This is a genomic window from Aeromonas sp. Y318-1, assembly GCF_027706125.1.
Lineage (GTDB): Bacteria > Pseudomonadota > Gammaproteobacteria > Enterobacterales > Aeromonadaceae > Aeromonas > Aeromonas hydrophila.
The window spans coordinates 116,208-143,026 of sequence record NZ_JAPDCM010000002.1 but is presented as its reverse complement, the minus strand read 5'-3'; the positions used below and the strand labels follow the sequence as shown (position 1 = coordinate 143,026).

General features: G+C 62.6%; 23 protein-coding genes and 1 tRNA gene. 12 read left to right on the top strand and 12 right to left on the bottom strand.

The genetic code is table 11. The features are described 5' to 3' along the window. Positions 1-4: 4 nt before the first annotated feature. From OKB87_RS03235 to OKB87_RS03225, 3 genes are all read right to left on the bottom strand, one after another. A complete protein-coding gene (locus OKB87_RS03235) occupies positions 5-349 on the bottom strand; it encodes a TusE/DsrC/DsvC family sulfur relay protein (protein WP_041216564.1) in 345 nt (114 codons plus the stop codon). Between the two features lie 20 nt (positions 350-369). Continuing rightward, positions 370-2,523 (bottom strand): YccS family putative transporter, encoded by a 2,154-nt coding sequence (yccS, locus tag OKB87_RS03230; protein ID WP_270826442.1) that lies wholly within the window; start codon positions 2,521-2,523, stop codon positions 370-372. Positions 2,524-2,686: 163 nt separating this feature from the next. Then, a complete protein-coding gene (locus OKB87_RS03225; protein ID WP_016351136.1) occupies positions 2,687-3,343 on the bottom strand; it encodes a Bax inhibitor-1/YccA family protein in 657 nt (218 codons plus the stop codon). 183 nt (positions 3,344-3,526) lie between these two features. Here OKB87_RS03225 and OKB87_RS03220 point away from each other — a divergent pair. Then, a tRNA-Ser gene (locus OKB87_RS03220) sits at positions 3,527-3,614 on the top strand. Between the two features lie 73 nt (positions 3,615-3,687). Here OKB87_RS03220 and OKB87_RS03215 read toward each other — a convergent pair. Together OKB87_RS03215 and OKB87_RS03210 are read right to left on the bottom strand one after the other, a co-directional pair. After that, complete coding sequence (locus OKB87_RS03215; protein ID WP_270826441.1) at positions 3,688-4,899, bottom strand: MFS transporter; 1,212 nt, start codon at positions 4,897-4,899, stop codon at positions 3,688-3,690. An 85-nt stretch (positions 4,900-4,984) separates the two neighbouring features. Further along, a complete protein-coding gene (locus tag OKB87_RS03210) occupies positions 4,985-5,764 on the bottom strand; it encodes a COG4705 family protein (protein ID WP_270826440.1) in 780 nt (259 codons plus the stop codon). 380 nt (positions 5,765-6,144) lie between these two features. Here OKB87_RS03210 and OKB87_RS03205 point away from each other — a divergent pair, with 380 nt between their 5' ends. The 5 genes from OKB87_RS03205 to OKB87_RS03185 all read left to right on the top strand — a co-directional run bounded on the left by OKB87_RS03205 (position 6,145) and on the right by OKB87_RS03185 (position 13,204). Beyond that, positions 6,145-7,770, top strand: coding sequence for an MCR-3-related phosphoethanolamine--lipid A transferase (locus OKB87_RS03205; protein ID WP_024944509.1), 1,626 nt, complete (start codon positions 6,145-6,147; stop codon positions 7,768-7,770). A 123-nt stretch (positions 7,771-7,893) separates the two neighbouring features. Then, positions 7,894-8,238, top strand: coding sequence for a hypothetical protein (locus OKB87_RS03200; protein WP_270826439.1), 345 nt, complete (start codon positions 7,894-7,896; stop codon positions 8,236-8,238). A 9-nt stretch (positions 8,239-8,247) separates the two neighbouring features. Continuing rightward, positions 8,248-10,797 carry a bifunctional lysylphosphatidylglycerol flippase/synthetase MprF gene (gene mprF / locus OKB87_RS03195; RefSeq protein ID WP_270826438.1) on the top strand — a complete coding sequence of 850 codons (2,550 nt, stop codon included), beginning with the start codon at positions 8,248-8,250 and terminating at the stop codon, positions 10,795-10,797. Between the two features lie 9 nt (positions 10,798-10,806). Then, positions 10,807-11,493 carry an AcvB/VirJ family lysyl-phosphatidylglycerol hydrolase gene (locus OKB87_RS03190; protein WP_017408048.1) on the top strand — a complete coding sequence of 229 codons (687 nt, stop codon included), beginning with the start codon at positions 10,807-10,809 and terminating at the stop codon, positions 11,491-11,493. Positions 11,494-11,650: 157 nt separating this feature from the next. After that, entirely contained in the window at positions 11,651-13,204 is a 1,554-nt protein-coding gene (locus OKB87_RS03185; protein WP_017408049.1) for a methyl-accepting chemotaxis protein, read from the top strand. A 67-nt stretch (positions 13,205-13,271) separates the two neighbouring features. Here OKB87_RS03185 and OKB87_RS03180 read toward each other — a convergent pair whose 3' ends face one another. Beyond that, entirely contained in the window at positions 13,272-14,855 is a 1,584-nt protein-coding gene (locus tag OKB87_RS03180; RefSeq protein ID WP_270826436.1) for a GGDEF domain-containing protein, read from the bottom strand. Positions 14,856-14,941: 86 nt separating this feature from the next. Here OKB87_RS03180 and OKB87_RS03175 point away from each other — a divergent pair, with 86 nt between their 5' ends. The 6 genes from OKB87_RS03175 (at position 14,942) to maiA (ending at position 20,530) form a co-directional block, all read left to right on the top strand. Beyond that, positions 14,942-15,601, top strand: a complete 660-nt coding sequence (locus tag OKB87_RS03175) for a TIGR01621 family pseudouridine synthase (protein ID WP_270826434.1) — start codon at positions 14,942-14,944, stop codon at positions 15,599-15,601. 11 nt (positions 15,602-15,612) lie between these two features. After that, the gene (locus OKB87_RS03170) at positions 15,613-16,266 is read left to right on the top strand and encodes an HAD family hydrolase (RefSeq protein WP_429076146.1); all 654 of its coding nucleotides are present in this window, start codon (positions 15,613-15,615) and stop codon (positions 16,264-16,266) included. Positions 16,267-16,503: 237 nt separating this feature from the next. Then, positions 16,504-17,601: a 4-hydroxyphenylpyruvate dioxygenase gene (hppD, locus tag OKB87_RS03165; protein ID WP_017408053.1), complete on the top strand. Its 1,098-nt coding sequence runs from the start codon at positions 16,504-16,506 to the stop codon at positions 17,599-17,601. A gap of 47 nt (positions 17,602-17,648) precedes the next feature. Then, complete coding sequence (locus OKB87_RS03160; protein WP_270826431.1) at positions 17,649-18,809, top strand: homogentisate 1,2-dioxygenase; 1,161 nt, start codon at positions 17,649-17,651, stop codon at positions 18,807-18,809. A gap of 11 nt (positions 18,810-18,820) precedes the next feature. Continuing rightward, entirely contained in the window at positions 18,821-19,819 is a 999-nt protein-coding gene (locus OKB87_RS03155) for a fumarylacetoacetate hydrolase family protein (RefSeq protein ID WP_270826429.1), read from the top strand. Between the two features lie 72 nt (positions 19,820-19,891). After that, positions 19,892-20,530 (top strand): maleylacetoacetate isomerase, encoded by a 639-nt coding sequence (maiA, locus tag OKB87_RS03150; RefSeq protein ID WP_185423341.1) that lies wholly within the window; start codon positions 19,892-19,894, stop codon positions 20,528-20,530. A 78-nt stretch (positions 20,531-20,608) separates the two neighbouring features. Here the strand turns inward: maiA and OKB87_RS03145 are convergent, their stop codons facing one another. The 6 genes from OKB87_RS03145 to OKB87_RS03120 all read right to left on the bottom strand — a co-directional run bounded on the left by OKB87_RS03145 (position 20,609) and on the right by OKB87_RS03120 (position 26,782). Continuing rightward, positions 20,609-21,232, bottom strand: coding sequence for a glutathione S-transferase family protein (locus tag OKB87_RS03145; RefSeq protein ID WP_270826427.1), 624 nt, complete (start codon positions 21,230-21,232; stop codon positions 20,609-20,611). A 123-nt stretch (positions 21,233-21,355) separates the two neighbouring features. Beyond that, positions 21,356-21,856 carry a thioredoxin family protein gene (locus OKB87_RS03140; RefSeq protein ID WP_024944498.1) on the bottom strand — a complete coding sequence of 167 codons (501 nt, stop codon included), beginning with the start codon at positions 21,854-21,856 and terminating at the stop codon, positions 21,356-21,358. Between the two features lie 179 nt (positions 21,857-22,035). After that, positions 22,036-23,700, bottom strand: a complete 1,665-nt coding sequence (gene asnB, locus OKB87_RS03135) for an asparagine synthase B (protein WP_270826426.1) — start codon at positions 23,698-23,700, stop codon at positions 22,036-22,038. A 193-nt stretch (positions 23,701-23,893) separates the two neighbouring features. After that, entirely contained in the window at positions 23,894-24,262 is a 369-nt protein-coding gene (locus OKB87_RS03130; protein ID WP_270826425.1) for a cupin domain-containing protein, read from the bottom strand. 126 nt (positions 24,263-24,388) lie between these two features. Further along, positions 24,389-25,963, bottom strand: coding sequence for a cation:proton antiporter family protein (locus tag OKB87_RS03125; RefSeq protein WP_270826424.1), 1,575 nt, complete (start codon positions 25,961-25,963; stop codon positions 24,389-24,391). A gap of 69 nt (positions 25,964-26,032) precedes the next feature. Further along, positions 26,033-26,782, bottom strand: a complete 750-nt coding sequence (locus OKB87_RS03120; protein ID WP_011706469.1) for an HAD-IIA family hydrolase — start codon at positions 26,780-26,782, stop codon at positions 26,033-26,035. Positions 26,783-26,819: the final 37 nt, after the last annotated feature.

Genomic DNA, 26,819 nt, shown 5'->3' with positions numbered 1-26,819 from the left:
TTTTTTAGATACATTTCACCGGTTTGGGCAGGCCGCCAATCTTGGTGGCCTGCTTGGCGGGGCCTTCCGGGAACAGCTTGTAGAGGTAGCGGCTGTTGCCCTTCTCGGGGCCGTACTGCTTTTCCATCGCCTTGACCAGGGCGCGGATGGCGGGGGAGGTGTTGAACTCCAGATAGAAGGCGCGCACGAAGCGCACCACTTCCCAGTGCGGCTCCTCCAGCACGATACCTTCCTGCTCGGCCAGTACCAGTGCCAGCGCCTCGCTCCAGTCGCTGCTGTTGAGCAGATAACCCTTGGCATCGGTTTCGATGAGTTGGCCGTTGAATTCCAGCTGGTGATGCTCGGACATGGTGGGCTCCTTGTGGCCTGTCAGGATTGGGCGGGCATGGTAGCGCCTTGTTCCCGGGTGAGCAACCGGCTCTCGTTGGCCAGGGTGAGCAACTCATCCGCCAGCTGGCTGATGAGGTTGAGCTGCTGGGTCAGCATCAGCTGCTCCTCGCTGCTGTCGGGGGTGATGACCGGGCACTGCCCCTCGATCTGCTCCGGCATCTCTCCCGCCAGGTGGCCGGCAGCCCGCTCCAGAGTGTGGCTCAGATGACGGCTGATCTCGTCCAGCTCGCCGATGGCCTCCAGCTTGTCGCGATGGGCGCCCAGCGCCGAGATGTAGGAGAGCAGGGCGTGGTTGCGCCAGGTGAGGGTGAAGCAGAGGTCGAGAAAACGACGGCGTTTCTGTGGCTCCACCAGCATGCTCTGCCAGGCCATGGCCAGCTCGCTGTCCGCCAGATGGGCGCTCTTGCGCGCCACCCGGTAGTCGATGGACTCATCACGCTGCTGCTGCAGGCTGGCGAGCACCGCCGAGAGATAGCGGGCGTTGGCCGAGAGCGAATTGGCGATCAGGGTCGGCAGCCGCTTGTACTGCCAGTCCGGCCAAAGCCAGGCCACCAGGGCGTAGGAGAGCAGGCAGCCGAGGAAGGTATCGAGCATGCGTGGCCCCAGGATGGCGAAGCCGATGCCGTCCAGCAGGTTGAACGCCATCAACACGTAGAGGGTGATGAAGCAGACCGCGGCGCTGTAGTTGCTGCGTACCTGGGTGAAGAACAGGAAGGCGGCCAGCCCCATCACCACCAGCTGTACGTGCAATTCTGGGAACAACCAGAGCACCGGGATCCCCACCAGCAGGCCGGCGAAGGTGCCGAGCATGCGCTGCACCAGCCGGCGGCGGGTGGCGCTGTAGCTCGGCTGACAGACGAACAGCACGGTCAGCAGGATCCAGTAGCCCTTGTCCAGGTGGAACGCTTGCAGAATGCCATAGCCCACCACCAGCCCGAGCGACAGGCGCAGGGCATGGCGAAACACCATGGAGTTGGGGGTCAGGTGCTGTTTGAGCTGGGTCAGCAGCGGCAGGCGGGCAGGGCGGGCCAGGGGCGGCAGGCTCTGCGGGGCCTGCTCGGGATTTTGCAGCTCCTCGGCGCTTTGCAGCAGCTGGTTGATGCTGGCCAGATTGCGGCGCAGAAACTTCATCGGCGTCAGCAGGGTTTTCGGGTAGTGCTGCTTGAGGTGGGTGAACTCCAGCTGATCGCCGAGGGCCTCCAGCGTCCAGTGGATGCGCTTGTTGTGGGCATAGGGCTTGTGCACCAGGATGGCGTAGCCGAGCCGCTGGCACGCCTCGGAGAGCTGTAGGAATACCTCCTGAAAGCCGTCAAGCACGATGCCCTGCTTGAGCTCGGCTTCCAGCTTGCTGTAGGGGTAGTGGCTGGAAGTGGCCCGCTCGTGGATCTCCAGCGCCAGCAGGTAGAGGCGCAGCAGGCTGGCCAGCTCGGGGGAGGCCCGGTGACGGGTGCTGAGGCGGGCGTTGAGCGCCGACTTGGTGAGCGTCAGGGCGTTGACCAGGTTGATGTTGAGCTGGGCCAGGTTATGACGAATGGCCTGGGCGCCGTGCTCGTCGGCCGGAAAGAAACGGGATTTCTCCAGCAGATAGCGGGAGAGGGCAAAGTAGCTTTGGGCCAGCTGTTCGTGCAGGGTTTTGTAGGGCAGCAGCCAGAGCCAGACCAGCGATACCAGGCCATACCAGAGTGCCCCGGCGCCGAGGGCCAGCGGTTGATAGAAGAGATCCGGCGCCTTGGCGGCCCCCAGCATGGTGTAGATGGCGATGAGGAGGGAGCCGAAGCTGATGGTGGCGTAGCGCTGACCGAGCGCCCCCACCATCACGAAGATAAAGGTGGAACCCGCCAGCCCCAGGGCGAACAACCAGGGCGTGGGGAAGAGGTACTGCACGCACAGGGAGGCGAACAGGAAGCAGAGCAGGGTCATGGCGAGGTTCTTGACCCGGCCCCACAGACTGTCGTCGGTCTCGGCGATGGCGCCGGCCACTACCCCGAGGGAGAGCAGCACGGTGAGCTGGGTGTCGCCGGTCGCCAGGGTGAAGGCAAGCAGCCCCATGATGGCCAGCAGTACCTTGAGGGCGAAATAGATATGACTGTCAGTCAGCAAACGGCGCAACAGGCCAGAGAAATCCATGGGCATGGGAGAGCGCAACCCTTGAGCGAAACGAAAACCAGAGCATAACCGGTCAACAACGAAACGGCCCTGATTTGGATCAGGGCCACTTCGCTTCATATCCTTGATTTACAACTTATCCTGACAGAAACAGGTGCCAATAAAAACCCCGCCGAAGCGGGGTGTTTGATTAGTTGCGGTTGCCGCCGAGCAGACTCAGCAGGCTCAGGAAGATGTTGTAGATGGAGACATACAGGGTGACGGTAGCGGAGATGTAGTTGGTCTCGCCGCCGCGCACGATCTGCTGGGTGGTCAGCAGGATGGCGCCGGAGGAAAACAGCATGAACATGGCGGACAGGGCCAGGCTCAGGGCGCTCATCTGCAGGAAGATGTTGGCGATCATGGCCACCAACAGTACCCAGAAACCGACGAACAGCATGCCGCCGATGAAAGAGAGATCACGCTTGGTGGTCAGGGCATAGGCCGACAGACCGAAGAAGGTGAGCGCGGTGCCGCCGAGCGCGGTCATCACGATCTCGCCGCCGCCATTGTTCATGTACATGTTGATGATGGGGCCGAGGCTATAGCCCAGCAGACCGGTCAGGGCGAAGGTAAACACCAGCCCCATGCCGTTTTCGCGATTCTTCTCGGTCAGGAACATCAGACCGTAGACGCCGATGAGGAAGATGGCCCAGTGCAGGGGCGGCATGTTCATCACGGTGGCTACCCCGGCCACCACGGCAGAGAAGCCAAGAGTGAGGGAGAGCAGCATATAGGTGTTGCGCAGTACCTTGTTGGTATCGCGCGCGGCACTCTGGGTGCCGGTATAGATAGAACGGGTATCCATCTTGGGTGTCCTCTTGATTTCCGGGGTGAGGCGGCAATCCGCCTCGTTAACGCATTGTATGCACTGAATGTCGGGATGACGAGCGCTGATTTCAAGCCCCACCCCAGCCTGTTGCCCCCTACTATCCCAAATCAAATATGTATTGCATATGAACAAGGGGCTGACGTAGTATGCACGCCGTTCGGAGGGGTGGCAGAGCGGCTGAATGCACCGGTCTTGAAAACCGGCGATGGGCGACCATCCGTGGGTTCAAATCCCACCTCCTCCGCCATCTTTAGAAAAGCCCCCGGCAACCAACTTGGTTGCCGGGGGGGTTTTGCTATCCGGCCGCCGGTGTTTTCGGGTCATGGTGCCGTGGTGGATGGCGGCTGGTATTTGCTGAGTATCAGCAGGGTGAGCAGGCAGCAGGCGGCGCCGGCGTAGAAGGTGAAGGCGGGGCCCAGATGGTCCCACAGCAGGCCGGCCAGCAGGCTGGCCAGCAACATGGCGAGGCCGCATACGAGGTTGAAGAAGCCAAACGCGCTACCGCGCAGATCCGCCGGGGCCGTGGCGGCTACCATGGCGGCCAGCAGCCCCTGGGTCATTCCCATGTGAATACCCCACAGCATCACCCCTGCCAGCAGCACGCCCCAGTGGGTGCTGGTCGCCAGCACCAGATCGGCGGCAATCAGTACCAGCAATCCCCAGATCAGCAGGGTGCGGTGACTCATGCGATCCGAAAGGCGGCCGAACGGGTAGGCGCTGAGGGCATAGATCAGATTCATCGCCACCATGACCAGCGGCACCAGCGCCAGCGCCATGCCGCTTTGCTGGGCACGCAGCACCAGAAAGGCTTCGCTGAAGCGGGCCAGGGTGAACAGGGCGCCGATCAGCAGCACCCAGCGATAGGGTTTACCCAGCCGGCGCAGGCTGTCGCGTCGCAGGGGGTTGCGGCGCTCGCGCCGGTCGCTCTCTTTGGGTTCACGCAGGCCGATGGCGAGCAGGGTGACCGAGGCCAGCCCAGGAATGACCGCCAGCCAGAAGATGGCGCGAAAATCATCGTGCCAGAGCAGCATCAATCCGACGGCCAGCAGTGGCCCCAGCAGGGCGCCGACCGTGTCGAGGGACTGGCGCAGGCCAAAGGCGGCGCCGCGCAGCTCAAGGGGGGTGAGGTCGGCCACCAGCGCATCGCGGGGGGCGCCCCGAATGCCTTTGCCAATTCTGTCCAGCAGGCGGGCGGTCAGTATCAACCCGCTGCCAGTGGCGATGGCGAACAGCGGCTTGGTCAGGGCTCCCAGCCCGTAACCGAGCAAAGCCAACCCCTTTCGTCTCCCTAGATAGTCGCTCAAGGTGCCGGAGAAGACCTTGACCATCAGTGCCGTGGCCTCCGCCATCCCTTCGATGAGTCCGATGGTGAAGGCGCTGCTGCCGAGCACGGTCACCATGAACAGGGGCAGCAGGCTGTGGATCATCTCGGACGAGATGTCCATCAGCAGGCTGACGAAGCCCAGCACCCAGACCCCGCGCGGGATCTGGCGGGAGGGTGGGGCCGGGTCTTGTCTGTTGCCTGTCGTCATCGGGGGGAGCCTTGCCTCGCATCAATTCCCACAGAGCATAGTCAGCCCGGCGACCCAGAGGCGGCCGGGCTGGCTTGCTGCATGATTACTGTTCAATATCGAGCTCAGTCCGAACCGGTTGCCGGTTGCGCAGGGTCGAGATCAGCACCAGCGCGGCGATGGCGGCCAGCAGGGTTAAGGAGGCGGAGTAACGACTCAGCTCCAGCCCGCCCTTGCTGAGCGGCTTGTCCAGAAAATCCCCCACCACGGCTCCCAGCGGTCTGGTCAGAATGAAGGCGGCCCAGAACAGCAGGGTCCGCGACACCCGGGTCAGGTAGTAGGTTGCCACGATGGCGGCCAGCATGCCGCCGAACAGCACGGCACTGCCTGCATAACCAAAGCCGGCCTCGTCTGCAGTCCAGTCACCCAGTGCGGTACCCAGCGTCTGGGAGAACATGATGGTGACCCAGTAGAACAGCTCGGTGCGCGGCGTGGTAATGCTGCCGGTGGAGATGCTGCCCTGCAGCCGATACCAGAGCAGGAAGGAGCCCATCAGCAAAGCCAGCAGCAGGGTGGAACCACCGGCATAGCCCAGCCCGAGCGAGCGATCGGCAAAGTCTGCCAGGGTGGTGCCGACCGTGGTGGTGGCGATGATGGTGGTCCAGTAAAGGAGGGGGTTATAGGAGGTTGCCGCGATCTGCGCGCTGACCGACACGAAAAAGATCACGGCAAAGATGGCCGTGCTCACCAGATAACCGAGTTCCATCGACATGGAGACGGCGTCACCCCCCGTCTCCCCCAGGGTGGTCGCCAGAATCTTGATGACCCAGAACGCCAGGGTGATCTCTGGCACCTTGCTGATTGCTGCGCTGTTGCTGTTGTGCATGTTAACCCTCTCTCGCATCTGTCGTGTGACGAGGACTCGTCAGGGAACAGCCTCGCCGAGCAGTCTTAAGCAAAACTTAAGGACGAGCTGCCGTCTTGAAAAAGAGTGGTGCGAGCGCCAGGCGGGGAGGTGAGTCGTATATTAATGGCTGTTTTTTGAGCGGCTGCATAACACGGGCATCTTAATTTTTCCTTAAGTATCGTCGGCTAGGCTGTCAGTTTGCTGATGATTGTTGATATACATCACATTATTGATGATATTTGAAAATAGTATATTTGGTGTTTTCTGCAGGCTGTTACTATCCGGCGCCAAATATCGGCGTGTCGACTCCGGTTCGGCTATTTCGACGTGTAATAAAGAAGCGTAACAGGGAGATATGCATGCCTTCTTTTCTCAGAATAAGAATTGTTCCATTTATTTTGTTGTTGGCATTTATCTTTGCCTTCTTGCTCAACTGGCCAGTCCTGCTGCATTTTTATGAGATATTGACGCAGCTTGAGCATTTTAAAATCGGGTTTGCCATCTCCATTCCTATCGTATTGGTCGCGGCATTGAACTTTGTATTCATGCCATTCTCTGTGCGTTATTTCATCAAGCCTTTCTTTGCCTTTCTGTTTATCACCGGTGCCATTGCCAGCTACACCATGATGAAATACAAGGTGCTGTTTGATGGCGACATGATCCAGAACATCTTTGAGACCAACCAGAGCGAGGCTTACTCCTACCTGAGCGTGCCCATCGTGGTCTGGGTATTGCTGGCCGGAGTGCTGCCGGCGGTACTGCTGTTTTTCGTCAAGATAGAGTATCCGGCCAAATGGTATCAGGGCCTGTTGCAGCGCGGGCTTTCCATGCTGGCCTCGCTGGCGGTATTGGGGCTCATCGCCGCAGTCTACTATCAGGACTATGCCTCGGTCGGGCGCAACAACCAGACCCTGAACCGGGAGATCACGCCAGCCAATTACATGTACAGCACCACCAAATATCTCTACAAACGCTATCTGGCGGAGCCGGTACCGTTTCAGCGCATGGGAGACGACGCCAAGCGGGTGGCCGGCAAGGAGAAGCCGACCATGATGTTCCTGGTGGTGGGGGAGACGGCGCGCGGCAAGAACTTCTCCATGAACGGCTATCACAAGGAGACCAACCCCTTCACCAGCCAGCAGGCGGGGATCATCTCCTTCAACGACGTGCGCTCCTGCGGCACGGCGACGGCGGTCTCGGTGCCCTGCATGTTCTCCAACATGGGGCGCAACCAGTTCGACGGCAACCAGGCCCGCAACAGCGAAGGGCTGCTGGATGTGCTGCAAAAGAGCGGTATCTCCATCTTCTGGAAGGAGAATGACGGCGGCTGCAAGGGCGTGTGCGATAGGGTGCCGAACATGGTGGTCAAGCCCAAGGATCACCCCAAGTTCTGCGACAAGAACACCTGCTATGACGAGGTGGTGCTGGAGGGGCTGGACGACGAGCTGGCCGGCATGAAGGGGGACAAGCTGGTGGGCTTCCACCTCATCGGCAGCCATGGCCCGACCTATTACAAGCGTTATCCGGGGTCGCATCGCCATTTCCTGCCGGATTGTCAGCGCAGCGATATCGAGAACTGCACCGATCAGGAGCTGGAGAATACCTACGACAACACCATTCGCTACACCGATTTTGTGATTGCCAGCATGATCGAACGGCTGAAGAAATATGAAGACAAATACAACACGGCGCTGATCTATATTTCCGACCATGGCGAGTCACTGGGGGCATTGGGGCTCTATCTGCACGGTACCCCTTACAAGTTTGCGCCGGATGATCAGACCCGGGTGCCCATGCAGGTGTGGATGTCGCCCGGTTTCTCCAAAGAGAAGGGAATGAATCTCGATTGTCTGCAGCAGAAGGCAGCCAATACCCGTTATTCCCACGACAACCTGTTCTCGTCCATGCTGGGGATCTGGGATGTGAATACGGCGGTATATGACCAGCAGCTGGATATCTTCAGCCAGTGTCGCAGCGTGCAGTAACGCCATATTGAGATAAAGGGGAGCCTGGCTCCCCTTTTTATTTGGGCACAGCCTGATGATGGCCCGTGAGCGGCTTGCCAGCCTGACCAGATGGGTCGGGTAAACCCCGTTATCTGGTGTATGATGTCACTGCTCATTTATTGTGCTGTGCGCCAGCGGGATGTGGCGGGGCTGACCGCTAGGGTAAGCGGCGAATTAATCTGCCGGCAGCTGAGTAATTTTATTTCGGGGGTAAGGCTCGTCTTTTTCAAAAAAGTCGATATAAAGTGGGATGCCATGCTGGGCGGGGGCATTTTCCGGGCAGCCAGGGCCAAATTGGCCATGTCATCAGTGCCGACCGTTCGCCGCCCACGGCCCATAAAACATCTATTTGAAGGCCAAGGCGCGAAGGAGTGCAGTCTGCGTTTCTCGCTGCGGGTGGCCATGTTCAGCAACGTGACGCGCATGGCCATGGCCTCGCGTCGGTAGGGATCGGCAATGCGGCGTCATCTGTTTATCTGGTTAGGCCCGTTATGTAGCTTGTTGTTGTTGGGGGCGGCGCTGGCCGTGCTCTATCGTCTGACTCACCTCTGGCACTGGCACGACATTCGGCTGGCCATCTGGTCTTTGCCGCTGCCGCTGCTGGGTGGGGCCCTGTTGCTGACCCTGCTCAGCTATGCCTGCCTCTGCTGCTACGACATGCTGGCGGTGCACGCCCTCGGCAAGCGGCTGCCCTGGCAGCAGGTGGGGGTCACCTCGTTCATCGCCTACACCTTCTCCAACACCCTGGGTTTCGCCCTGCTGACCGGCTCGTCGGTGCGCTATCGCATCTACTCGTCGCTGGGGCTCGGCACCGGGGAGGTGGCTAGGATCATCGTCTTCTGCTCGGTGACCTTCTTCCTCGGCCTGCTGGCCTGGGGGGGCACGGCCCTGCTGGTGGGACAGGCTACCACCTTGCTGCCGGACTGGCCGCTGTGGGCCGATCAGCTGCTCAACGTGGCGGGTGGGCTGGCGCTCTTGGCGGTGCTTGGCTACCTGTTCTGGCCAAAGCCCGCACTGGTCTGGCGTGGCCACGAGCTGGTGTTGCCGGTATTCAGAACCCGGCTGCTGCAACTGCTGGTGGCGCTGCTGGACTGGATGGCCGCCGCCGCCGTGCTCTATGTGTTGCTGCCGGCGGACAGCGTCTCCTATCCGGTGCTGCTCAGTGCCTTCGTGCTGGCCAGCTTCCTCGGGGTGCTGGCCCATGTGCCCGGCGGGATCGGGGTGTTCGAGGCGAGCATGAGCCTGCTGCTGGCCAAATACCTGCCGGTGGACAAGCTCTTGGCCTCCCTGCTGCTCTATCGCTGCATCTACTATGTGCTGCCTTTCCTGTGCGCCCTGCTGCTGTTCACCAGCCAGGAGCTGTTGCAGCAGAAGGCGCGCTGGAGCCGGTTGCAGGGCATCATGACCGCGGTGCGCGAGTTCCTGCCGGCGCTGATCAGCCTGGGGGCGTTCGCGGCGGGCAGCCTGCTGCTCTGCTCGGGGATGATCCCCACCATGCGCGGGCGCATCGAGATGTTCCTGCAGGTATTGCCGCTGCACCTGCTGGAGCTCTCCCATGTGCTCGGCAGCGTCAGCGGCGTGCTGCTGATCCTGCTGGCTCGCAGCCTCTACCGGCGCCACGATGCGGCGTTTCGCATCACCCAGCTGCTGCTGGGGCTGGGGATGATCTTCTCCCTGCTCAAGGGGTTCGACTGGGAGTCGGCCCTGCTGCTCGGGCTGTTCCTGCTCATCATCACTCCCTGCCGCTCACTGTTCTATCGCAAGGGGTCCCTGCTGCACGCCCAGTTCACCCCGGGCTGGCTCATCTCGGTGGGGGCCGTGCTGCTGGGGGCGCTCTGGCTGCTGCTCTTCTCCTACCGTCAGGTGGAGTATGACCACGCTCTCTGGTTCCACTTCTCGCCCCATGGCGCCGCCTCCCGTGGGCTGCGGGCCATGGGCAGCGTGGTGGCCGTGCTGGCCGTGGTCGGGGTGGCCCAGCTGCTGGCACCGCTGCGGGTCTCCGGGCGCAAGCCGGAGCCGGACGAGCTGGCCCGCGCCCATGCCCTGGTGCTGCGCGAGGGGGGCGGTCATGGCTACCTGGCCCAGCTTGGCGACAAGTCGCTGCTGTTTCATCCCGGCGGCGAGGCATTTTTGATGTACGGCGTCGAGGGCAATGGCTGGATCGTGATGGGGGATCCCATCGGTCAGCCTGAACTGATCGAGGAGCTGCTCTGGCAGTTCCGCGAGCTGTGCGATCAGCACGATGCCAGCCCGGTGTTTTACCAGGTGTCGGCCCGCTACCTGCCGCTCTACCTGGAGCAGGGCCTGATCCCGTTCAAGCTGGGGGAGGAGGCCATCGTCGATCTGGCGGCCTTCGAGCTGGCCGGCAGCCGGCTGCGCAACCTGCGCCAGAGCCATGCCAAGGGCAAGCGGGAGGGGTTGTCGTTCGAAGTGGTGGCGCCTGAATGCGTACCTGCACTGTTGCCGCGCCTCAAGGAGGTTTCGGACACCTGGCTGCAGAGCAAGCAGGGCAAGGAGAAGGGCTTCTCGGTGGGCAGTTTCGAGCCCGCCTACCTCAGCCTGAGCCCGGCCGCGCTGGTGCGTCACGAGGGGCAGATCGTCGGTTTTGCCAACCTCTGGGTCAGCGACAACAAGGAGAGCCTCTCCATCGATCTGATGCGCTACAGCCTGGACACGGGCACGGCGCCCATCATGGACTTCCTGTTCGTCGAGCTGCTGCTGTGGGGCAAGGCCGAGGGCTACGCCAGTTTCAACCTCGGCATGGCGCCCATGTCCGGTTTCAACGATCACCCCCTGAGCGGCTACTGGACCCGGCTTGGCAACACCATCTTCACCCGGGGCAGCCGTTTCTACAATTTCCAGGGGCTCAGACGCTACAAGGAGAAGTTCTCGCCGGACTGGGAGCCGCGCTACCTGCTCTGTACCAGCAAGCTGGTGCTGCCGAGGGTGCTGACCAACCTGATATCCCTGATCAGCCGAGGCCCGTTCGGGCTCATCAAAAAATAGGAGTCGGCCATGAAAATCCTGTTATTGCTGCTGGCGTGCTGCGCCTTTTCGCTCTCTGCCGCGCCGGTGAAAGAGGAGTTGGGGCTGGTGGAGCTGCCGGTGGCGCAAGCCTCGAGCGCCCCCATGGTGGTGTTCATGAGCGGTGACGGCGGCTGGGCTGCGCTGGACAAGGGGCTCAGCGCCCAGCTGCAGCAGCACGGCATGCCGGTGGTGGGCTGGAGCTCGCTCACCTACTACTGGAAGAAGAAGGATCCACAGCAGGTCACCGCCGATCTGGTGCGGATCCTGGATGATTACCAGTCCCGCTGGGGGCGCCAGCGCTGGCTGCTGGTGGGCTTCTCCTTCGGTGCCGAGATAGTGCCCTTCGTCATCAACCGGTTGCCCGAACCTTATCGCAAGAGCCTGGTCGGGGCCGTGATGCTCTCCCCTTCGACCGCCTCCGACTTCGAGATCCACGTCAGCGACATGGTGACCCACGACAAGGCGGGCAGCTATCCCACCCAGCCCGAGGTGAACGCCATCCACACCCTGCCGATGCTCTGCGTGCAGGGGGCGGATGACGACTCGCCGGTACGGCTCTGTCCCCGTCTGCAGCAGCCCAACGTGACCACGGTGACCCTGCCCGGTTCGCACCATTTCGAGGATGACTATCCGGTGCTGTTCAAGACCATTGCCAGCCATCTTTCACTGCAATAAATATCGCACGCCGGCAGGAAATATTGATTTAAATCAATGATTATTTCCTGCTGGCCCGATCCGTTCTCGCCTCGTCAGAATCTTTTTGCATTGACCTTTACAGGTGCTGATTGCTTCCCAACACTCTACTGAGCAACAACGTAAGAGTGGGGGCTACATGCGCGAACAAAAAGGCCATCTTGTTGATCAAGAAGTGGATTTCGCAGCTGATGAACAGCTGGTGTCCACCACGGATCTGCGGGGCGTGATCACCTACGCCAATGACAACTTCTGCCGGGTCGCCGGTTACAGCCGGGCCGAGCTGGTGGGGCAGCACCACAACATGGTGCGCCATCCCGACATGCCCAAGGCGGCATTTGCCGACTTGTGGGGCAAACTCAAGCAGGGCCAGCCATGGCGCGGCATGGTGAAGAACCGCTGCCAAGATGGTCGTTATTACTGGGTGGATGCCTACGTCACCCCCATCTTCGAGCAAGGCAAGATCAGCGGCTATCAGTCGGTGCGCTGCCGTGCCGATCCGCAGATGAAGCAGATCGCAGCCCGTACCTATGCCCGGCTGCGGGCGGCGGAGCAGGGCGGCGGCAAGCCCAGGATTTCGCTGGCGCGGCTGCGCCACGGGGTAGCGGTGGCCGGGTTGCTGGCGCTGGGCTGGCTCGGCACCGTGCAACTGGGCGGCTGGGCCGCGCTTTACATGGCGCTGCCGCTGATCTTGCTGGGGTTGCTCTATCGCCACGAGCTCATCACCACCCCCCGTTATCTGCAGCAACTGGCCGGCGAGTACGACAGCCTGACCCGGCTCATCTACTCGGGCCAGGAGCCAAGCGCCATCGCCGACTTCCACATCAAGCTGCTGCAGGCCCGTATTCGCACCGTGCTCGGCCGGGTGGATGATGCCACCCACGCCCTGCAGGATCTGGCGGTGCACCTGAAGAGCGCCTCCAGCGAGGCCAGCTCGGACATCGCCGAGCAGGATGCCCAGACCCAGCAGATGGCGGCCGCCATCACCGAGATGGCGAGCACGGCCCAGGAGATCGCCCGCAACATCCAGGACACCAACAGCCAGATTGCCGAGGCCAAGGCTCACTGCCAGCACACGGATCAGCAGTTGATCGAGACCGAGCACAAGATCACCGATCTGGCGAAGGAGGCGGAGCACGCCTTTGCCTCGGCGGTGGCGCTGGCCAGCGAGTCGGATCGCATCGGGGTGCTGATGGGGGAAATTCAGGGCATCGCCGATCAGACCAACCTGCTGGCGCTCAACGCCGCCATCGAGGCGGCCCGGGCCGGCGAACAGGGGCGCGGTTTTGCGGTGGTGGCGGACGAGGTGCGTACCCTGTCTACCCGCACCCACAAGGCGACCGAACAGATCCAGAGTAGCATCGGCCAGATCCAGCGCACCCTGAACGGCTGGAAGGGGATGATGCAGAACAACCTGCAACAGACTCAGGCCTGCGTAGAGATGACCCGGATGGGGTCGGACAGTTTGCACCAGGTACTGACGGAGATCGAGCTGGTGATGGACTTCTCGGCCCAGATCTCGGCGGCGGCGGAGGAGCAGCAGGCGGTGGTGGAAAACATCAGCCAGAACGTCAACCTCATCTCTCAGCACTCCCATGCCAACAGCAGCAAGATGCACGACGTCGACGAGTCGAGCGAGATCCTGCTGACCAAGGCCAGACAGCTCAAGTCCCTAGGGCAGACCTTCGGCTAGTCGCCGCTGCCATCCATACAACAACAAGGCCACCTGCGGGTGGCCTTGTGCTGTCGGGGACTTGGGGTCAGCCTGGGGGCTCAGCCAGCGGGGCCCCCTTGTCGTGGTACATGGCGCGGTCGGCCTGGATCAGCCACTGCTCGGCGCGCCAGCCCGGCTGGTACTGGCTGATGCCGACGCTGATGCCGACCGCCAGCGGAACTCCTTCCACCTCGAACGGCGACTGCATGGTGGCCCTGATCTGCTCGGCGATGACGTCGGCTTGCGCCTGATCATGGCCCGGCAACAGCAGCACGAACTCGTCGCCGGCCAGTCTGGCGAAGAAGTGCTGTGGCCCGAGGCTGCGGCTGATCCGCTCCGCCAGCTGGCAGAGGAGGGCATCGCCGTGGCTGTGGCCGAAGTTGTCGTTGACCTGCTTGAAGTCGTCGAGATCGCAAAACAGCAGGCAGCCGGGAGCCGGGCCCTTGACCTGGGCATCGAGCCGCTCCATCAGGCTCAGCCGGTTGGGCAGGCCGGTGAGCGGGTCGCGGCGGGCGAGCTGCCAGATCTCCTCCTCCCGCTGGCGGCGCAGGGCGATCTCGCGATTGAGCCGCTGGTTGCACAGCAGCAGATAGAGGGCCAGCAGCAGGATCAGCACGCTGGCCGCCAGGCTCAGCAGGAACCAGGGACGCCAGAAGATCCACTGCTCGGAAGGGGCCTGATAGAGAAATTCGTGCAAGGAGACCGGCTTGGACACCAGCCCGATCTCGACCAGCTGTTGCATGATGTGGGTCATGCGATCGGGATTCATATACCCGATCTCCACATAGAGCGGCTGGATCATCTCCTTGCTCACCTGCAGCTCGTACTCCATGTGGGCCTGACTGCGGTTGACGCCATACTCCTTGCGCAGCAGGGCGATGGCCTCCTGCGGGTGGGCGAGGGCGTAGCGCCAGCCCGCCAGGCTCGCGGCCCGAAACCGGGCCACCCGATCCGGATGGGCGCGCTCCTGCGCCTGGGTGGTGAACAGGATGTCGCTGTAGAAATCGATGCCGTAGTTGCGCGGATTGATGACGGAGACGGGAATGCCGCGCTCCTCCAGATAGAAGGGCTCGTTGCTGAGGTAGGCGTTGAAGATATCGACCCGGCCCTCGATGAGATCCTCGATGTTGACCGAGGTGGGCAGCGGGATGAGCTGGTGCTCATTGATCCCCTGATAGAAGAGAGTGGCCAGCAGTTCGGCGTCCTGATGGGCCGAAAACATCATGATCCGTTTGCCACGCATGTCGTCAACGGTGAGAATGCCGCTGTCACGGCGAGCCAGAAAGATGGACGGGGAGTGCTGATAGACGCTGGCAAGCGCCAACAGCGGCTGGCCGCTGGCGTAGCTGGTCAGCACCTCGGTGTTGCCGACCCCGAAGTCGGCCCGCCCGCTCAGCACCTCTTCTACCGGGCTGATGTCCTTGCCGCCGGGCCGTATCTCGACGTCCAGCCCGGCACTGGCATAAAAGCCCTTGGCCTTGGCCATGTGATAGCCAACGAACTGGGGCTGATGCAGCCAGCGCAGCTGGAGTACGACCCGCTCCGGCGCTTCAAGGGTGGATTCGCTGGCCCGCAAGGGAACAGCGTGACTGATGCCAATCAGCAGCAGCCAAAGCAGGTATCTCTTCATCCGTGCGAGTCTTGTTCTGAGTGTTCATGGGGTGCGACCCCGCAGGGTCATGTTCTTGTAATTAAAAACATTCTAAAGGGTTATTGATGTACCGGATACTAGCGCAGCACAAAGATTTCATGGTTATCAACAAGGGGCCCGGGCTCGGCATGCATGACGAGACCGACGAGGCCGGCCTGCTCCATCCAGGCCTGGTCAGTCGGGTCAAGGCCGACACCGGTCTGCTGCTCTATCCGGTGCATCGGCTCGACAAGATGACCTCCGGGCTGGTGCTCTTGGCGCGCACCACCGAGGCCAACCGGGCCCTCAGCATGGCCTTTGCCGCGCGGGAAGTGAGCAAGCAGTATCTGGCCCTCTCCGATCGCAAGCCCAAGAAGAAGCAGGGCTGGGTGAAGGGGGACATGCAGAAGGGGCGGGGCGGCAGCTGGATGCTGGCGCGCAGCCAAGACAACCCGGCCATCAGCTGGTTCGACTCCGTTTCGGTGCGCGAGGGCCTGCGGCTCTACCGGATCAAGCCCAGAACCGGCAAGACCCACCAGATCCGGGTCGCCCTCAAAAGCGTGGGGGCGCCGATCTTGGGGGATGAGCGCTACGGCGGCACGGCGGCCGATCGCGGCTATCTGCACGCCTGGCGCCTGGCGTTCACCCTGGCGGGGGAGGCGTTCGACTTCGTCTGTTCGCCCGATGAAGGCACGCTGTTTGTGCTGCCCGAGTTGCACGCCGCCATCGCGGGGCTGGCCGAATGAAGGGGGCAGCCATGCAAGGGGCGACGGATCTACCCGCCAGCGGCTGGATCCTGGCGGATTTTGACGACACCCTGGCGCCGGATGACAGCCATGCTGGGCTGCTGCGCTTCATCCTGAGCCGCCGCATCTGGCCGCTGCTGCTGTGGCCGGTGATGGCGCTGGGCGGGCTGGTCTATCTGCTGCCAAGCCAGCGTCGGCGCGGTATTTCACTGATCTGGTGGGCCATCACCCTCGGGCTGTCGCCGCTGGGGTGGCGCCGCCTGGTGCGAGCCTACTGCCTCACCCGGCCTGGGCTGTTTCGTGAGGCGCGCGCCCTGCTGCTGGCCGAAGGGCAGCGCTGCTGGGTGCTCTCCGCCAGTCCCCGCGCTCTGGTGCGGGGCCAGCTGCATCAGCAATTGCCCGGCCATCTGCCCCATTGCATTCTGGGGTCGCGGATGCACTATCGCCTCGGCGGCCTGATGCCGCGTTTTTACTGTCACGGCCGCCACAAGATCCTGCCCGGGATCCACACCCTCGGCGCCACCCTGGCCCTGAGCGACAGCCTGCACGACTTGCCGCTGCTGGCAGAGGGGCAGGCGGCCTGGCTCATCAATCCCACCCCGGCGCGGTTGCAACAGGCGCGGCAGGCATTGCCCCGTATCGAGCCCAGATACTGGTCCCTGTAAGGCAAAGCTGACAGCCTTGCGGAGCGCCACCGAGCGCGCCACAAGGCTGCGGCCTTAATGTCACAATCTATTTACATCTTTTGGCCATCCCCCCCGGCAAACTATCTGAACGCCGCCTCTTCTCTTCCGCCGCGCCGCCACCTCTAATGAAACAAGTTGTTAACAATGCCGGTGGCGGCTGCCCGCAGCGCCCCGGTGTGACCCTCTTCGTTATCAGTCAATCGCAAGGAGCGCATCATGACGACCACTTCTTCTGCCCGTACTCACACCATCAATCCGCTTGGCACCGATGGTTTCGAATTCGTCGAGTACACGGCGCCGGATGCCAAAGGGATTGCCGCCCTCAAGGCGCTGTTCGTCTCGCTGGGCTTTGCCGAGGTGGCGCAGCACAAACACAAGCAGTGCTGGCTCTACCGCCAGGGGGACATCAACTTCGTGGTCAATGCCGAGCCCCACTCCCAGGCCGAGCAGTTTGCCAGCCTGCACGGGCCGAGCGTCTGCGGCATGGCGTTTCGGGTGAGCGATGCAGGCAAGGCCCAGCAGTACGCCATCGGCAAGGGTGCCAAGCCGTTCGTCGGCAAGATTGGCCCCATGGAGCTCAACATCCCCGCCATCTACGGCATCGGCGAGAGCACCCTCTCTTTCGTCGACCGCTACGGCGACAAGGGCTCCATCTATGACGTGGACTTCGTCTTCTATCCCGACTGGCAGGCGCGCATGGCCGAGGTGGATGCCGGGCTGTACGAGATTGACCACCTGACCCACAACGTGCAGCGCGGCAACATGGATGTCTGGTCCAATTTCTACGAGCGGATCGGCAACTTCCGGGAGATCCGCTACTTCGACATCGAGGGCAAGCTGACCGGGCTCCATTCCCGCGCCATGACAGCCCCCTGCGGCAAAATTCGCATCCCCATCAACGAATCTTCCGACGACAAGTCCCAGATCGAGGAGTACCTGCGTCAGTACAAGGGGGAGGGGATCCAGCACATCGCCATGGCGTCGAGCGATATCTACCACACCATCCGTACCCTGCGTGGCCGTGGTACCGGCTTTATGCCGACCCCGGACACCTACTACGAGAAGGTGGACAGCCGGGTCGAGGGGCACCAGGAGGATCTGGCGGCGCTCAAAGAGCTGCGCATCCTGATCGACGGATCCCCCACCAAGGACGGCATCCTGCTGCAGATCTTCACCGACACCGTGATCGGCCCGGTGTTCTTCGAGATCATCCAGCGCAAGGGCAACGAAGGCTTTGGCGAGGGCAACTTCCAGGCACTCTTCGAATCCATCGAGCTGGATCAGATCCGCCGCGGGGTGCTCAATGATGCGTAACGGGAACCGCCACGGGCGGGTTGGTTGTCAAGCAAGGGAGGTTGGCGATGCGCAACTGGATTAACTTTCCCCACCGGGAGGGGATACACTCCCGTCAGGCTCATGCCGACCTGCCCGAGCAGGCCATCTATGAGCGTGAACTGGGCCGCTCCGGCTTTTTCGGGCCGGCCACCCACATGCACCACAAGCATGCCCCCACCGACTGGGTCAACTGGGAGGGGCCGCTGCGCCCGCGCCTGTTCGATCTGAATGCCCTCGGCGAGGAGGTGAGCTCCCTCTCCCCCTGGGTGATGCCGGATATTCTCAGCAACCCCCATTGCCGCTACCGCATCTGGCGCCTGCATGAGCCCATGCCGTTTCTGGTGCGCAATGCCGATGGCGACGAGCTCCTGTTCATCCACGAGGGGAGCGGCGAGTTCTATTGCGACTACGGTCACCTGACCCTGCGCGATGGCGACTACCTGGTGATCCCCCGCGGCACCATGTGGCGCATCGAGCCGACGGCCCCCCTGTTCATCCTGATGATCGAGGCGACCAACGACAGCTACCAGCTGCCGGACAAGGGGCTGGTGGGCAATCACGCCATCTTCGACCCGGCGGCGCTGGACGTGCCGGCCATCAACGAGCGCTTCCTGGCCCAGCAGGATGAGAATCCCTGGTCGCTGCAGGTCAAGCGTCACAACCAGGTCTCGGTCATCACCTGGCCGTTCAATCCGCTGGATGCACAAGGGTGGCACGGGGATCTCTGCGTGGTGCGCCTCAACTGGCGGGACATCCGCCCGCTGATGAGCCACCGCTACCACCTGCCGCCTTCGGCGCACTCCACCTTCGTGGCGAGCCGGTTTGTGGTCTGCACCTTCGTGCCGCGCCCCATCGAGAGCGATCCCGGTGCCCTCAAGGTGCCCTTCTATCACAGCAACGACGATTACGACGAGGTGCTCTTCTACCACGCCGGGGATTTCTTCAGCCGGGACAACATCGAGCGGGGCATGGTCACCTTCCATCCCGCCGGGTTCACCCACGGTCCCCATCCCAAGGCGTTTGCGGCGGGTCAGGCCTATGCCAAGAAGTTCACCGACGAGGTGGCGGTGATGCTCGATACCCGCGATGCGCTCAACGTCGGCAGCCTGTGTGACGGGGTGGAAAACCCGCGTTACGTCACCAGCTGGTTGCGCCCGGAACTCACGCCAGCCACGAACGGCAAATAAAAGGAATCCCTATGAAACTGGCAACCCTGAACAATGGCAAACGGGACGGCGCCCTGGTAGTGGTGAGTCGCGATCTGAACCGCGCGGTGCGCGTGCCGCAGCTGGCCGCCACCTTGCAGGCGGCCCTCGACGAGTGGGCCGAGCTTGCGCCCAAACTGACCGCCGTCTATCAGCAGCTCAACGATGGCGCCTGCGCCGACGCCTTCCCGTTCGACGAGACGGCCTGTCTCTCCCCGCTGCCGCGCGCCTACCAGTGGGCTGACGGCAGCGCCTATGTCAACCACGTGGAGCTGGTGCGCAAGGCCCGCGGCGCCGAGATGCCAGAAAGCTTCTGGCATGATCCCCTGATGTATCAGGGGGGCTCGGACAGCTTCCTGTCGCCGCGGGGTTCCATCCCGATGGGGTCGGAGGAGTGGGGCATCGATTTCGAGTCGGAGATCGCCGTCATCACCGACGACGTGCCGATGGGCACCAGCCCGCAGGCGGCCGCCGGCCACATCAAGCTGCTGATGCTGGTCAACGACGTCAGCCTGCGCAACCTCATCCCGGGGGAGCTGGCCAAGGGCTTTGGCTTCTTCCAGTCCAAGCCCTCCAGCAGCTTCTCGCCGCTGGCCATCACCCCGGACGAGCTGGGGGATGACTGGCGCGACGGCAAGGTGCACCTGCCCCTCGAGACCCACCTCAACGGCGCCCTGTTCGGGGCCCCCGACGCCGGGGTGGACATGACCTTCAACTTTTATGAGCTGATCGCCCACGCCGCCAAGACCCGGCCACTCGGGGCGGGCTGCATCATCGGCTCGGGCACCGTCTCCAACTACGACCGAAGCCGCGGCTCATCCTGCCTCGCCGAGCTGCGAATGCTGGAAATTATCGAGTCAGGTCAAGCCACTACACCCTTTCTGCGCTTTGGTGATACAGTGTCCATCGCGATGCAGGATCGCAACGGGATGAGTCTGTTTGGCACTATTTTGCAGCGGGTCACGCCGGCGGGGGCCAGTCAGACGAAGTGAGGGGCCAGCATGGATACGAGGCCGGCTGGTGAGCGGCAGGTGCCCTTGCACCTGCCAACACAGGGACAGATTATGTTGCAGTTGTTTGGATATTGGCGTTCATCGGCAAGTTATCGGGTACGGATCGTGATGCAGCTCAAGGGGCTCGATTATGAGCAGCATCCGGTCAATCTGCGGCAGGGCGAGCAGCGCGAGAAGGCCTACCGTCGGCTCAACCCTCAGGGGCTGGTGCCGTTTCTGGTGGATGGCGAGGTGCAGGTAGGTCAGTCGGTGGCCATCATGGAGTACCTCGACGAAACCTACCCCGCCCACCCGCTGATGCCTTCGGCCCCGCAGGAGCGCGCCCGGGTACGCCAGATCGTCAACATGGTTGCCTGCGACATCCACCCCCTCAACAACCTGCGGGTGCTCAACTATCTGGAGCAGTCGCTGGGGCAGGGCAAGGCACACCGCGACGAATGGTATCGCCACTGGATTGACGAGACCTTCGCCGCGCTGGAGCAGCTGCTGATGACCACCGCCGGCATCTATTGCGTCGGCAACGAGGTGACCCTGGCGGACTGCATGCTGGTGCCCCAGGTCTACAACGCCCGCCGCTACGACATGTCGCTGGAAGACTACCCCACCATCAACCGCATCGTCGCCAACTGCGAGCAGTTGCAGGCGTTTATCAAGGCCGCGCCAGAGCAGCAGCCGGATGCCCAGCCCTGACATACGGCAGGCCGGGTCCGGTCATCCCGGCCCGGCCTACCGTGTTCACTCTGCCAACACCCTCCCTTCCCGTTCGCCTCAGGGCGTTCCGTTGCAGCCATAGCGCCGAAAGCCGGGCCGCTCGCCTAGGCGCTGGTAGTAGTCGTTCACGGCCGGCAGCAGCGGACGATCATAGGGCGTCTCCAGCCAGCGGTTGACCGACAGCCCGATGGGAATGTCCGCCAGCGAGAAGTGGGGGCCGGCCACATATCCCCCGGTTGCTTGAAGCTGTCTCTCCAGGATCTCCATATAGTGAGACCACTGCAGGCACGCTGCGTGAAGGGTCTGATGGTCTTGATGCTGGGGGGATCGCCGCACCAGCGACAGGAAGGCGTAGCGCCAGGCGCTGTTCAAGTCCGATGCCTGCCAGTCAATCCATTGATCGACCCGGGCCCTTGCTCTCGCCTCGACGGGATAGAGCGCGTTGTTGCCGTAGCGCGCCGCCAGATAGCGGATGATGGTGTTCGATTCCCACAGGGTGAAGTCGTCATCCTGAATGACCGGCACCATGGCATTGGGGTTGAGTGCCAGGAACGCCGGGGTATCCGTCGGCTTGAAGCCGGACCCCCACTCCTCCAGCTCGAACGGGAGATCCAGCTCTGTGCAGGCCCACAGCACCTTGCGCACATTGATGGAGGAGGCCTTGCCCAGTATCCGTAACATCTTTTCGTCCTTGTCGGGGGGATGGCCGGCTTGCCGCAGGCCTACAACCTCCCTGCTTGCACGGCCATCGGGGCCCAGCACCGTCACCGACCGTGCAGGGCCCTGATTGCATCGATTGGCGAGTCAGCCGTGGGTGGTCTTGGGCTGGAAGAAGGCGATGAACTTGCCGAATTTCTCCCCGTCGTAGCTGTCACCCTTCTCCAGCAGCCCGGTGTTGAAGGATTCCAGCAGCTTGCCCTTGGCATCCAGCACGTAGAAGTGGGGGACCCCCAGATACTCGGGATACCCTTTGAGGAAGGATTCGTTCTTGTTCTGTTTGCTGACGTTCACCTTGACCACCACGAAGGTGCGGTTGAGCTGGCTGGCAAGATCGGGTTGTTGGTCCAGAAAGTGGTTCATCTCCTGGCACCAGCTGCACCACTCGCCGCCCACCAGTAGCAGGACTTTCTTGCCCTCGGCACTGGCCTTGGCGGTGGCGGCGGCGAGATCGCGGGCCGGGTCCCGCTGCTCGTCATAGCCCTGGCTGTAATCGGGCAGGGTCTGGCTCCAGAGGTGGCCGGCGCTGTACGCCTCGCCATGAAACAGGGCGGTGCCAAGCACCAGCGGCAATAGCAGTCGGTTCATCACGTGCTCCTTGTGTTGTTGTGGTTGCTTCCAAGCCGCAACAATGTGACACGAGCGAGCCCGGCCGCCAAGGGCGAGATGGGCGCTTGTTATGCAAAAAGCGGGAATGGGTCGGCGGGAAAAAACCAAGCCCCTCGCAGGAGGGGCTTGGTATTCAGGCAAGGAAGGTCGCCGGCAGATCAGTAACCCTGCTGGTGGACGTCCATCACGGCGCGACCGGACGGGTCGGCCATCTCCTTGAACTTGGCATCCCACTCCAGTGCGGTCGGGGTGGAGCAGGCGACCGACTTGCCGTAGGGCACGGTGCGGGCGGCGGACTCCAGCGGGAAGTGCTCGTCGAAGATGGCGCGGTAGAAGTAGGCCTCCTTGGTGAGCGGGGTGTTGACGGGGAAGCGGAAGGCCGCCGCCTCGAACATCTGATCCGTCACCTCTTCCTCGACCATGGCTTTAAGGCTGTCGATCCACGAATAGCCCACGCCGTCGGAGAACTGCTCCTTCTGGCGCCACGCCACTTCGTGGGGCAGCAGCTCCTCGAACGCTTCGCGCAGGATGTGTTTCTCGATCTTGCCATTGCCGCACATCTTGTCGGCAGGCTGCAGGCGCATCGCCACGTCCATGAACTCCTTGTCGAGGAAGGGCACGCGACCCTCCACCCCCCAGGCGGCCATCGACTTGTTGGCGCGCAGGCAGTCATAGAGGTGCAAAGAGGCGAGCTTGCGCACGTTCTCCTCGTGGAACTCTTTGGCGTTCGGCGCCTTGTGGAAGTAGAGGTAGCCACCGAACAACTCGTCGGAGCCTTCACCGGAGAGCACCATCTTGATCCCCATCGCCTTGATGTAGCGGGCCATCAGGTACATCGGCGTGGAGGCGCGGATGGTGGTGACGTCATAGGTCTCGAGGTGATAGATGACGTCCCGCAGGGCATCCAGTCCTTCCTGCACGGTGAAGTGGATCTGGTGGTGGATGGTGCCTAGGTGATCAGCCACCTTGCGGGCGGCGGCGAGATCCGGCGACCCTTCCAGGCCGACGGCGAAGGAGTGCAGCTGAGGCCACCAGGCTTCGCTCTTGCCATCGTCTTCAACCCGACGGGCGGCATAGAGCTTGGTGATGGCGGAGATGACGGACGAATCCAGACCACCGGAGAGCAGCACGCCATAGGGCACGTCGCACATCAGCTGGCGCTTGACCGCTGCTTCCAGCGCCGCTTTGAGCTCGGCCTTGTCGCTGACGTTGTGCTCGACCGCGCCGTACTCCATCCAGTCACGTTTGTACCAAGTTTTAAGCTCGCCATCCTTGCTCCACAGGTAGTGTCCCGGCGGGAAGGTTTCGACGCTCTTGCAGACCGGTACCAGCGCCTTCATCTCGGAGGCGACGTAGAAGTTGCCGTGCTCGTCGCGGCCGGTGTAGAGGGGGATGATCCCCATGTGGTCGCGACCAATCAGGTAGGCATCCTGCTCCGCGTCATAGAGGATGAAGGCGAAGATGCCGTTGAGATCGTCCAAAAAGGCCGGGCCCTTCTCCTTGTAGAGGGCCAGCAGCACCTCACAGTCGGAGTGGGTCTGGAACTGGAAGTCGACCTTGAGGTTCTTCTCCAGCTCCTTGTGGTTGTAGATCTCGCCGTTGACGGCCAGCACGTGGGTGCGCTCGGGGTTGTAGAGCGGCTGGGCGCCGTTGCCCGGATCGACGATGGCCAGGCGCTCGTGCACCAGAATGGCTTTGTCGGAGCTGTAGACGCCGGACCAGTCAGGACCGCGGTGGCGCAATCGCTTGGACATCTCCAGCGCCGATTTGCGCAGCGCGGCCGCATCGGATTTGATGTCCAGAATGCCGAAAATAGAACACATTGGCGGTAATCCTCTTGATTTTTATATGAGCCCCCCACGTTCGGGCTCGAAATTCCATTTACATTCCTCGCCAATCACAATGCCTAGTGCAAAAACCTTTTGCAAGCGGGAAAACCGCAGAAAATCATGCCGCTCACGTCAACCCGGTCGGCCTGAAAAAGGGCGGCTACGGCGGCCCGGGTTGACGCAGACGTCAAGTCGCGGCGGGCTCGAAGATCACGTAGAGCTTGCGGCAGGGGGTGAGGGTCTCCCACTCCCCGACAAAGCCGGCCGGGATGACGAACTGATCGCCGGGCTTGAGGGGCAATTTGCCGCCCTGGCGGTCGTGGATCACTGCCTCGCCTTCCAGCAGCTGGCAATACTCGTGCTCGGTGTAGTGGATGGCCCAGCGGCCGGGCTCGCAAGCCCAGAAGCCGACGTGAAACTGCTGGCTCGGGTCTGAGTAGTGGTTCCATATCGTCTGGCGCGGATTGCCGGCGCGCAGGCGCTCGGGGGCGGGCATCAGCGGGGTGGGGGCCGCCTCGTGGCGGTCGAGCAGGATCCAGTCGTTGAGGGTCTTCATGCAGCCTCCTTGGCAAGGGATAAAAAACGGGGCCATCCAGGCCCCGTGGTTGTTCGTTTTATTAAACGAGGTTGCGCATAACGTAAACGATAGCGCCTCCCTTGCCAAGGGGGCCGCAGTCCCCCGTCAGCGTGGCTGCAGCCGTTTGATGACGTGACGGGCAAAGCCGCTGCCCGCTTCGTCGTAGACGTTGAACACCGCATCCACCCCTTGCTCTTTCAGGGAGGCGATGTCGTCCTCGAAGCGGACGATGGCGGCAATCTTGCCGGCAAAGCCGTGGCTGCGCAGTTTCTCGATGGCGTAGAGGTTGCCCGAGTGGTGAGGCATGGCCAGCAGTACCAGGTTGACCTGGTTGGAGAGCAGCACCTTGTCCCAGAAGTCGGTATCGGTGGCATCCCCCTCGATGACGTTCATGCCCTGGGCGCGCAGGGTGGGCAGCTTCTCGCTGTCGTTCTCCACCCCGAGGATCACGGTGCCGTACTTGTTCTCCAGCTCGAAGTAGGCGCCCTGACCGATCCGCCCCATGCCGAGGATGATCACCTCGGCATCGCCGAGCTCGATGGGCCTGTCCTCCGGGTGCAGGGTGGTGGCCTGCATGCCGCGCAGCCAGTTGCCGAGTCGATGGTAAATGCGCTCGCTCTGGCCGTTGAGGGGGGCCGAGATCATGAAGCTGGCTGCCAGCGCCAGAGAGAGCGCGACCAGCCACTCGTGGGAGATCCAGCCCGCCTTGGCGGCGATGGCCGCGACGATGAGACCGAACTCCGAGAAGTTGGTGAGCGCCAGGGTGGAGAGCAGGGCGGTACGCACCCGCAGGTGGGCGCCGCTATAGACCAGGTAGTAGAGCGCGCTTTTGAGCGGCAGGGCCAGCACCAGCGCCAGTGCCAGCAGCATGGTGTCGTGGGTCGGCAGGCCGTTGAGGCCGATGGTGAGAAAGAAGCAGATGAGAAACAGATCTTTGAGGTTAAAGAGTGACTTGGCCAGCCCCGCGGAGGCGGGGTGGGAGGCGATCAGCATGCCGATCACCAGCGCCCCCAGATCCGGTTTGAGCCCCACCACCTCGAAGCCGGCGGCCCCCACCACCAGCGCCAGGAAGATCCCGAACAGCACCTGCAACTCGCCGTGACCGGCCCGCTCCAGCAATTTCAGCAGCAAGGGGCGCAGCAGTGGCAGCCCCAGGATCCAGAGCGCCCAGATGCTGGGCCACTGACCGCTGGAGACCGCCAGGAAGGCCACCGCGAACAGGTCCTGCATCACCAGCACGCCGACGGCGAGACGGGCATAGAGGGCGTTCATGTCGCTGCGCTCCTCCAGCACCTTGACCGCAAACACGGTACTGGAAAAGGAGAGGGCAAAGCCCAGCAGCAGCGCCAGCCGCCAGTCAAGCGACAAGGCCAGCGCCAGCCCGAGCCCCTTGCACACCAGCAGCACCACGGTAAAGAGCAGGGTGGAGAGCAGCAGGTGCAAACTGGTGGTGCCCCAGACGTCGCGCCGCATCAGGATCTTGACGTTGAGCTTGAGGCCGATGGTGAACAGCAGCAGGGTGACGCCGAGATCGGCAATTTCGTTCAGGGCCGGGGTGTTCTGATAGCCCATGCCGTTGAGCAGAAAACCGGCCGCCAGAAAGCCCAGCAGGGGCGGCAGGCCGATGAGGTTGACCAGCATGCCGCAGCCAAAGGCCACGGCGATCATGACAGGTTCCATTGCGCGTCCTTCAGGGGTAACGAGGCCGGCCTGGGCCTTGCGCCAGGCCAGCCCGTCAGCCGGTAGGGATCAGACGATGTCGATATCCACCACTGAGTCGAAGATGTGGTTCGGCCTAAACGGCATGCGGTCGATGTCGGCCACCTTGCTCACCCCGGAGAGCACCAGCACCGTCTCGAGGCCGGCCTGGAAGCCCGCCAGAATGTCGGTGCGCAGGTTGTCGCCGATGATGATGGTGTCGTCGGAGTGTGCCTCCATCCGGTTGAGCGCCGCGCGGATGATCCAGGCGCTGGGCTTGCCGACGTAGAACGGCTTCTTGCCGGTCATCCGCTCGATGGGAGCGCACAGGGCGCCGCAGGCCGGGTGCATCATGGGGCCGTGGGTATCGGGGTTGGTGGCGATGAAACGGGCCCCCTGATCGACGAACTTGGCCCCCAGCTGCATCATGGTCCAGTTGTAGTTGCGGGTCTCGCCCACCACCACGAAGTCGGGGTCGATGTCGGTGATGGTGAAGCCGGCCTTGTAGAGCTCGTGGGTCAGTGCCCCTTCACCGATCACATAGGCCTTCTTGCCATCCTGGCGCTTGAGAAAGTCGGCGGTGCCCATGGCGGAGGTATAGAAGCACTCCTCTGGCACCTCGATCCCGGCGGAGCGGAAGCGGTTTTGCAGATCTTTCTGGGTCTGGGCCGGGTAGTTGGTCAGAAACAGCAGCTTGCTGCCCTGCTCCAGCAGGCGGTGGACGAAGCGGTCGGCACCGGGCACCAGATCGTTGTTGTGCAGGATGACGCCGTCGATGTCGCAGATGACGTTTTTCTTCATGGGGACTCCTTGTGTAGGCGCAAGAGGCGGCGGAAAG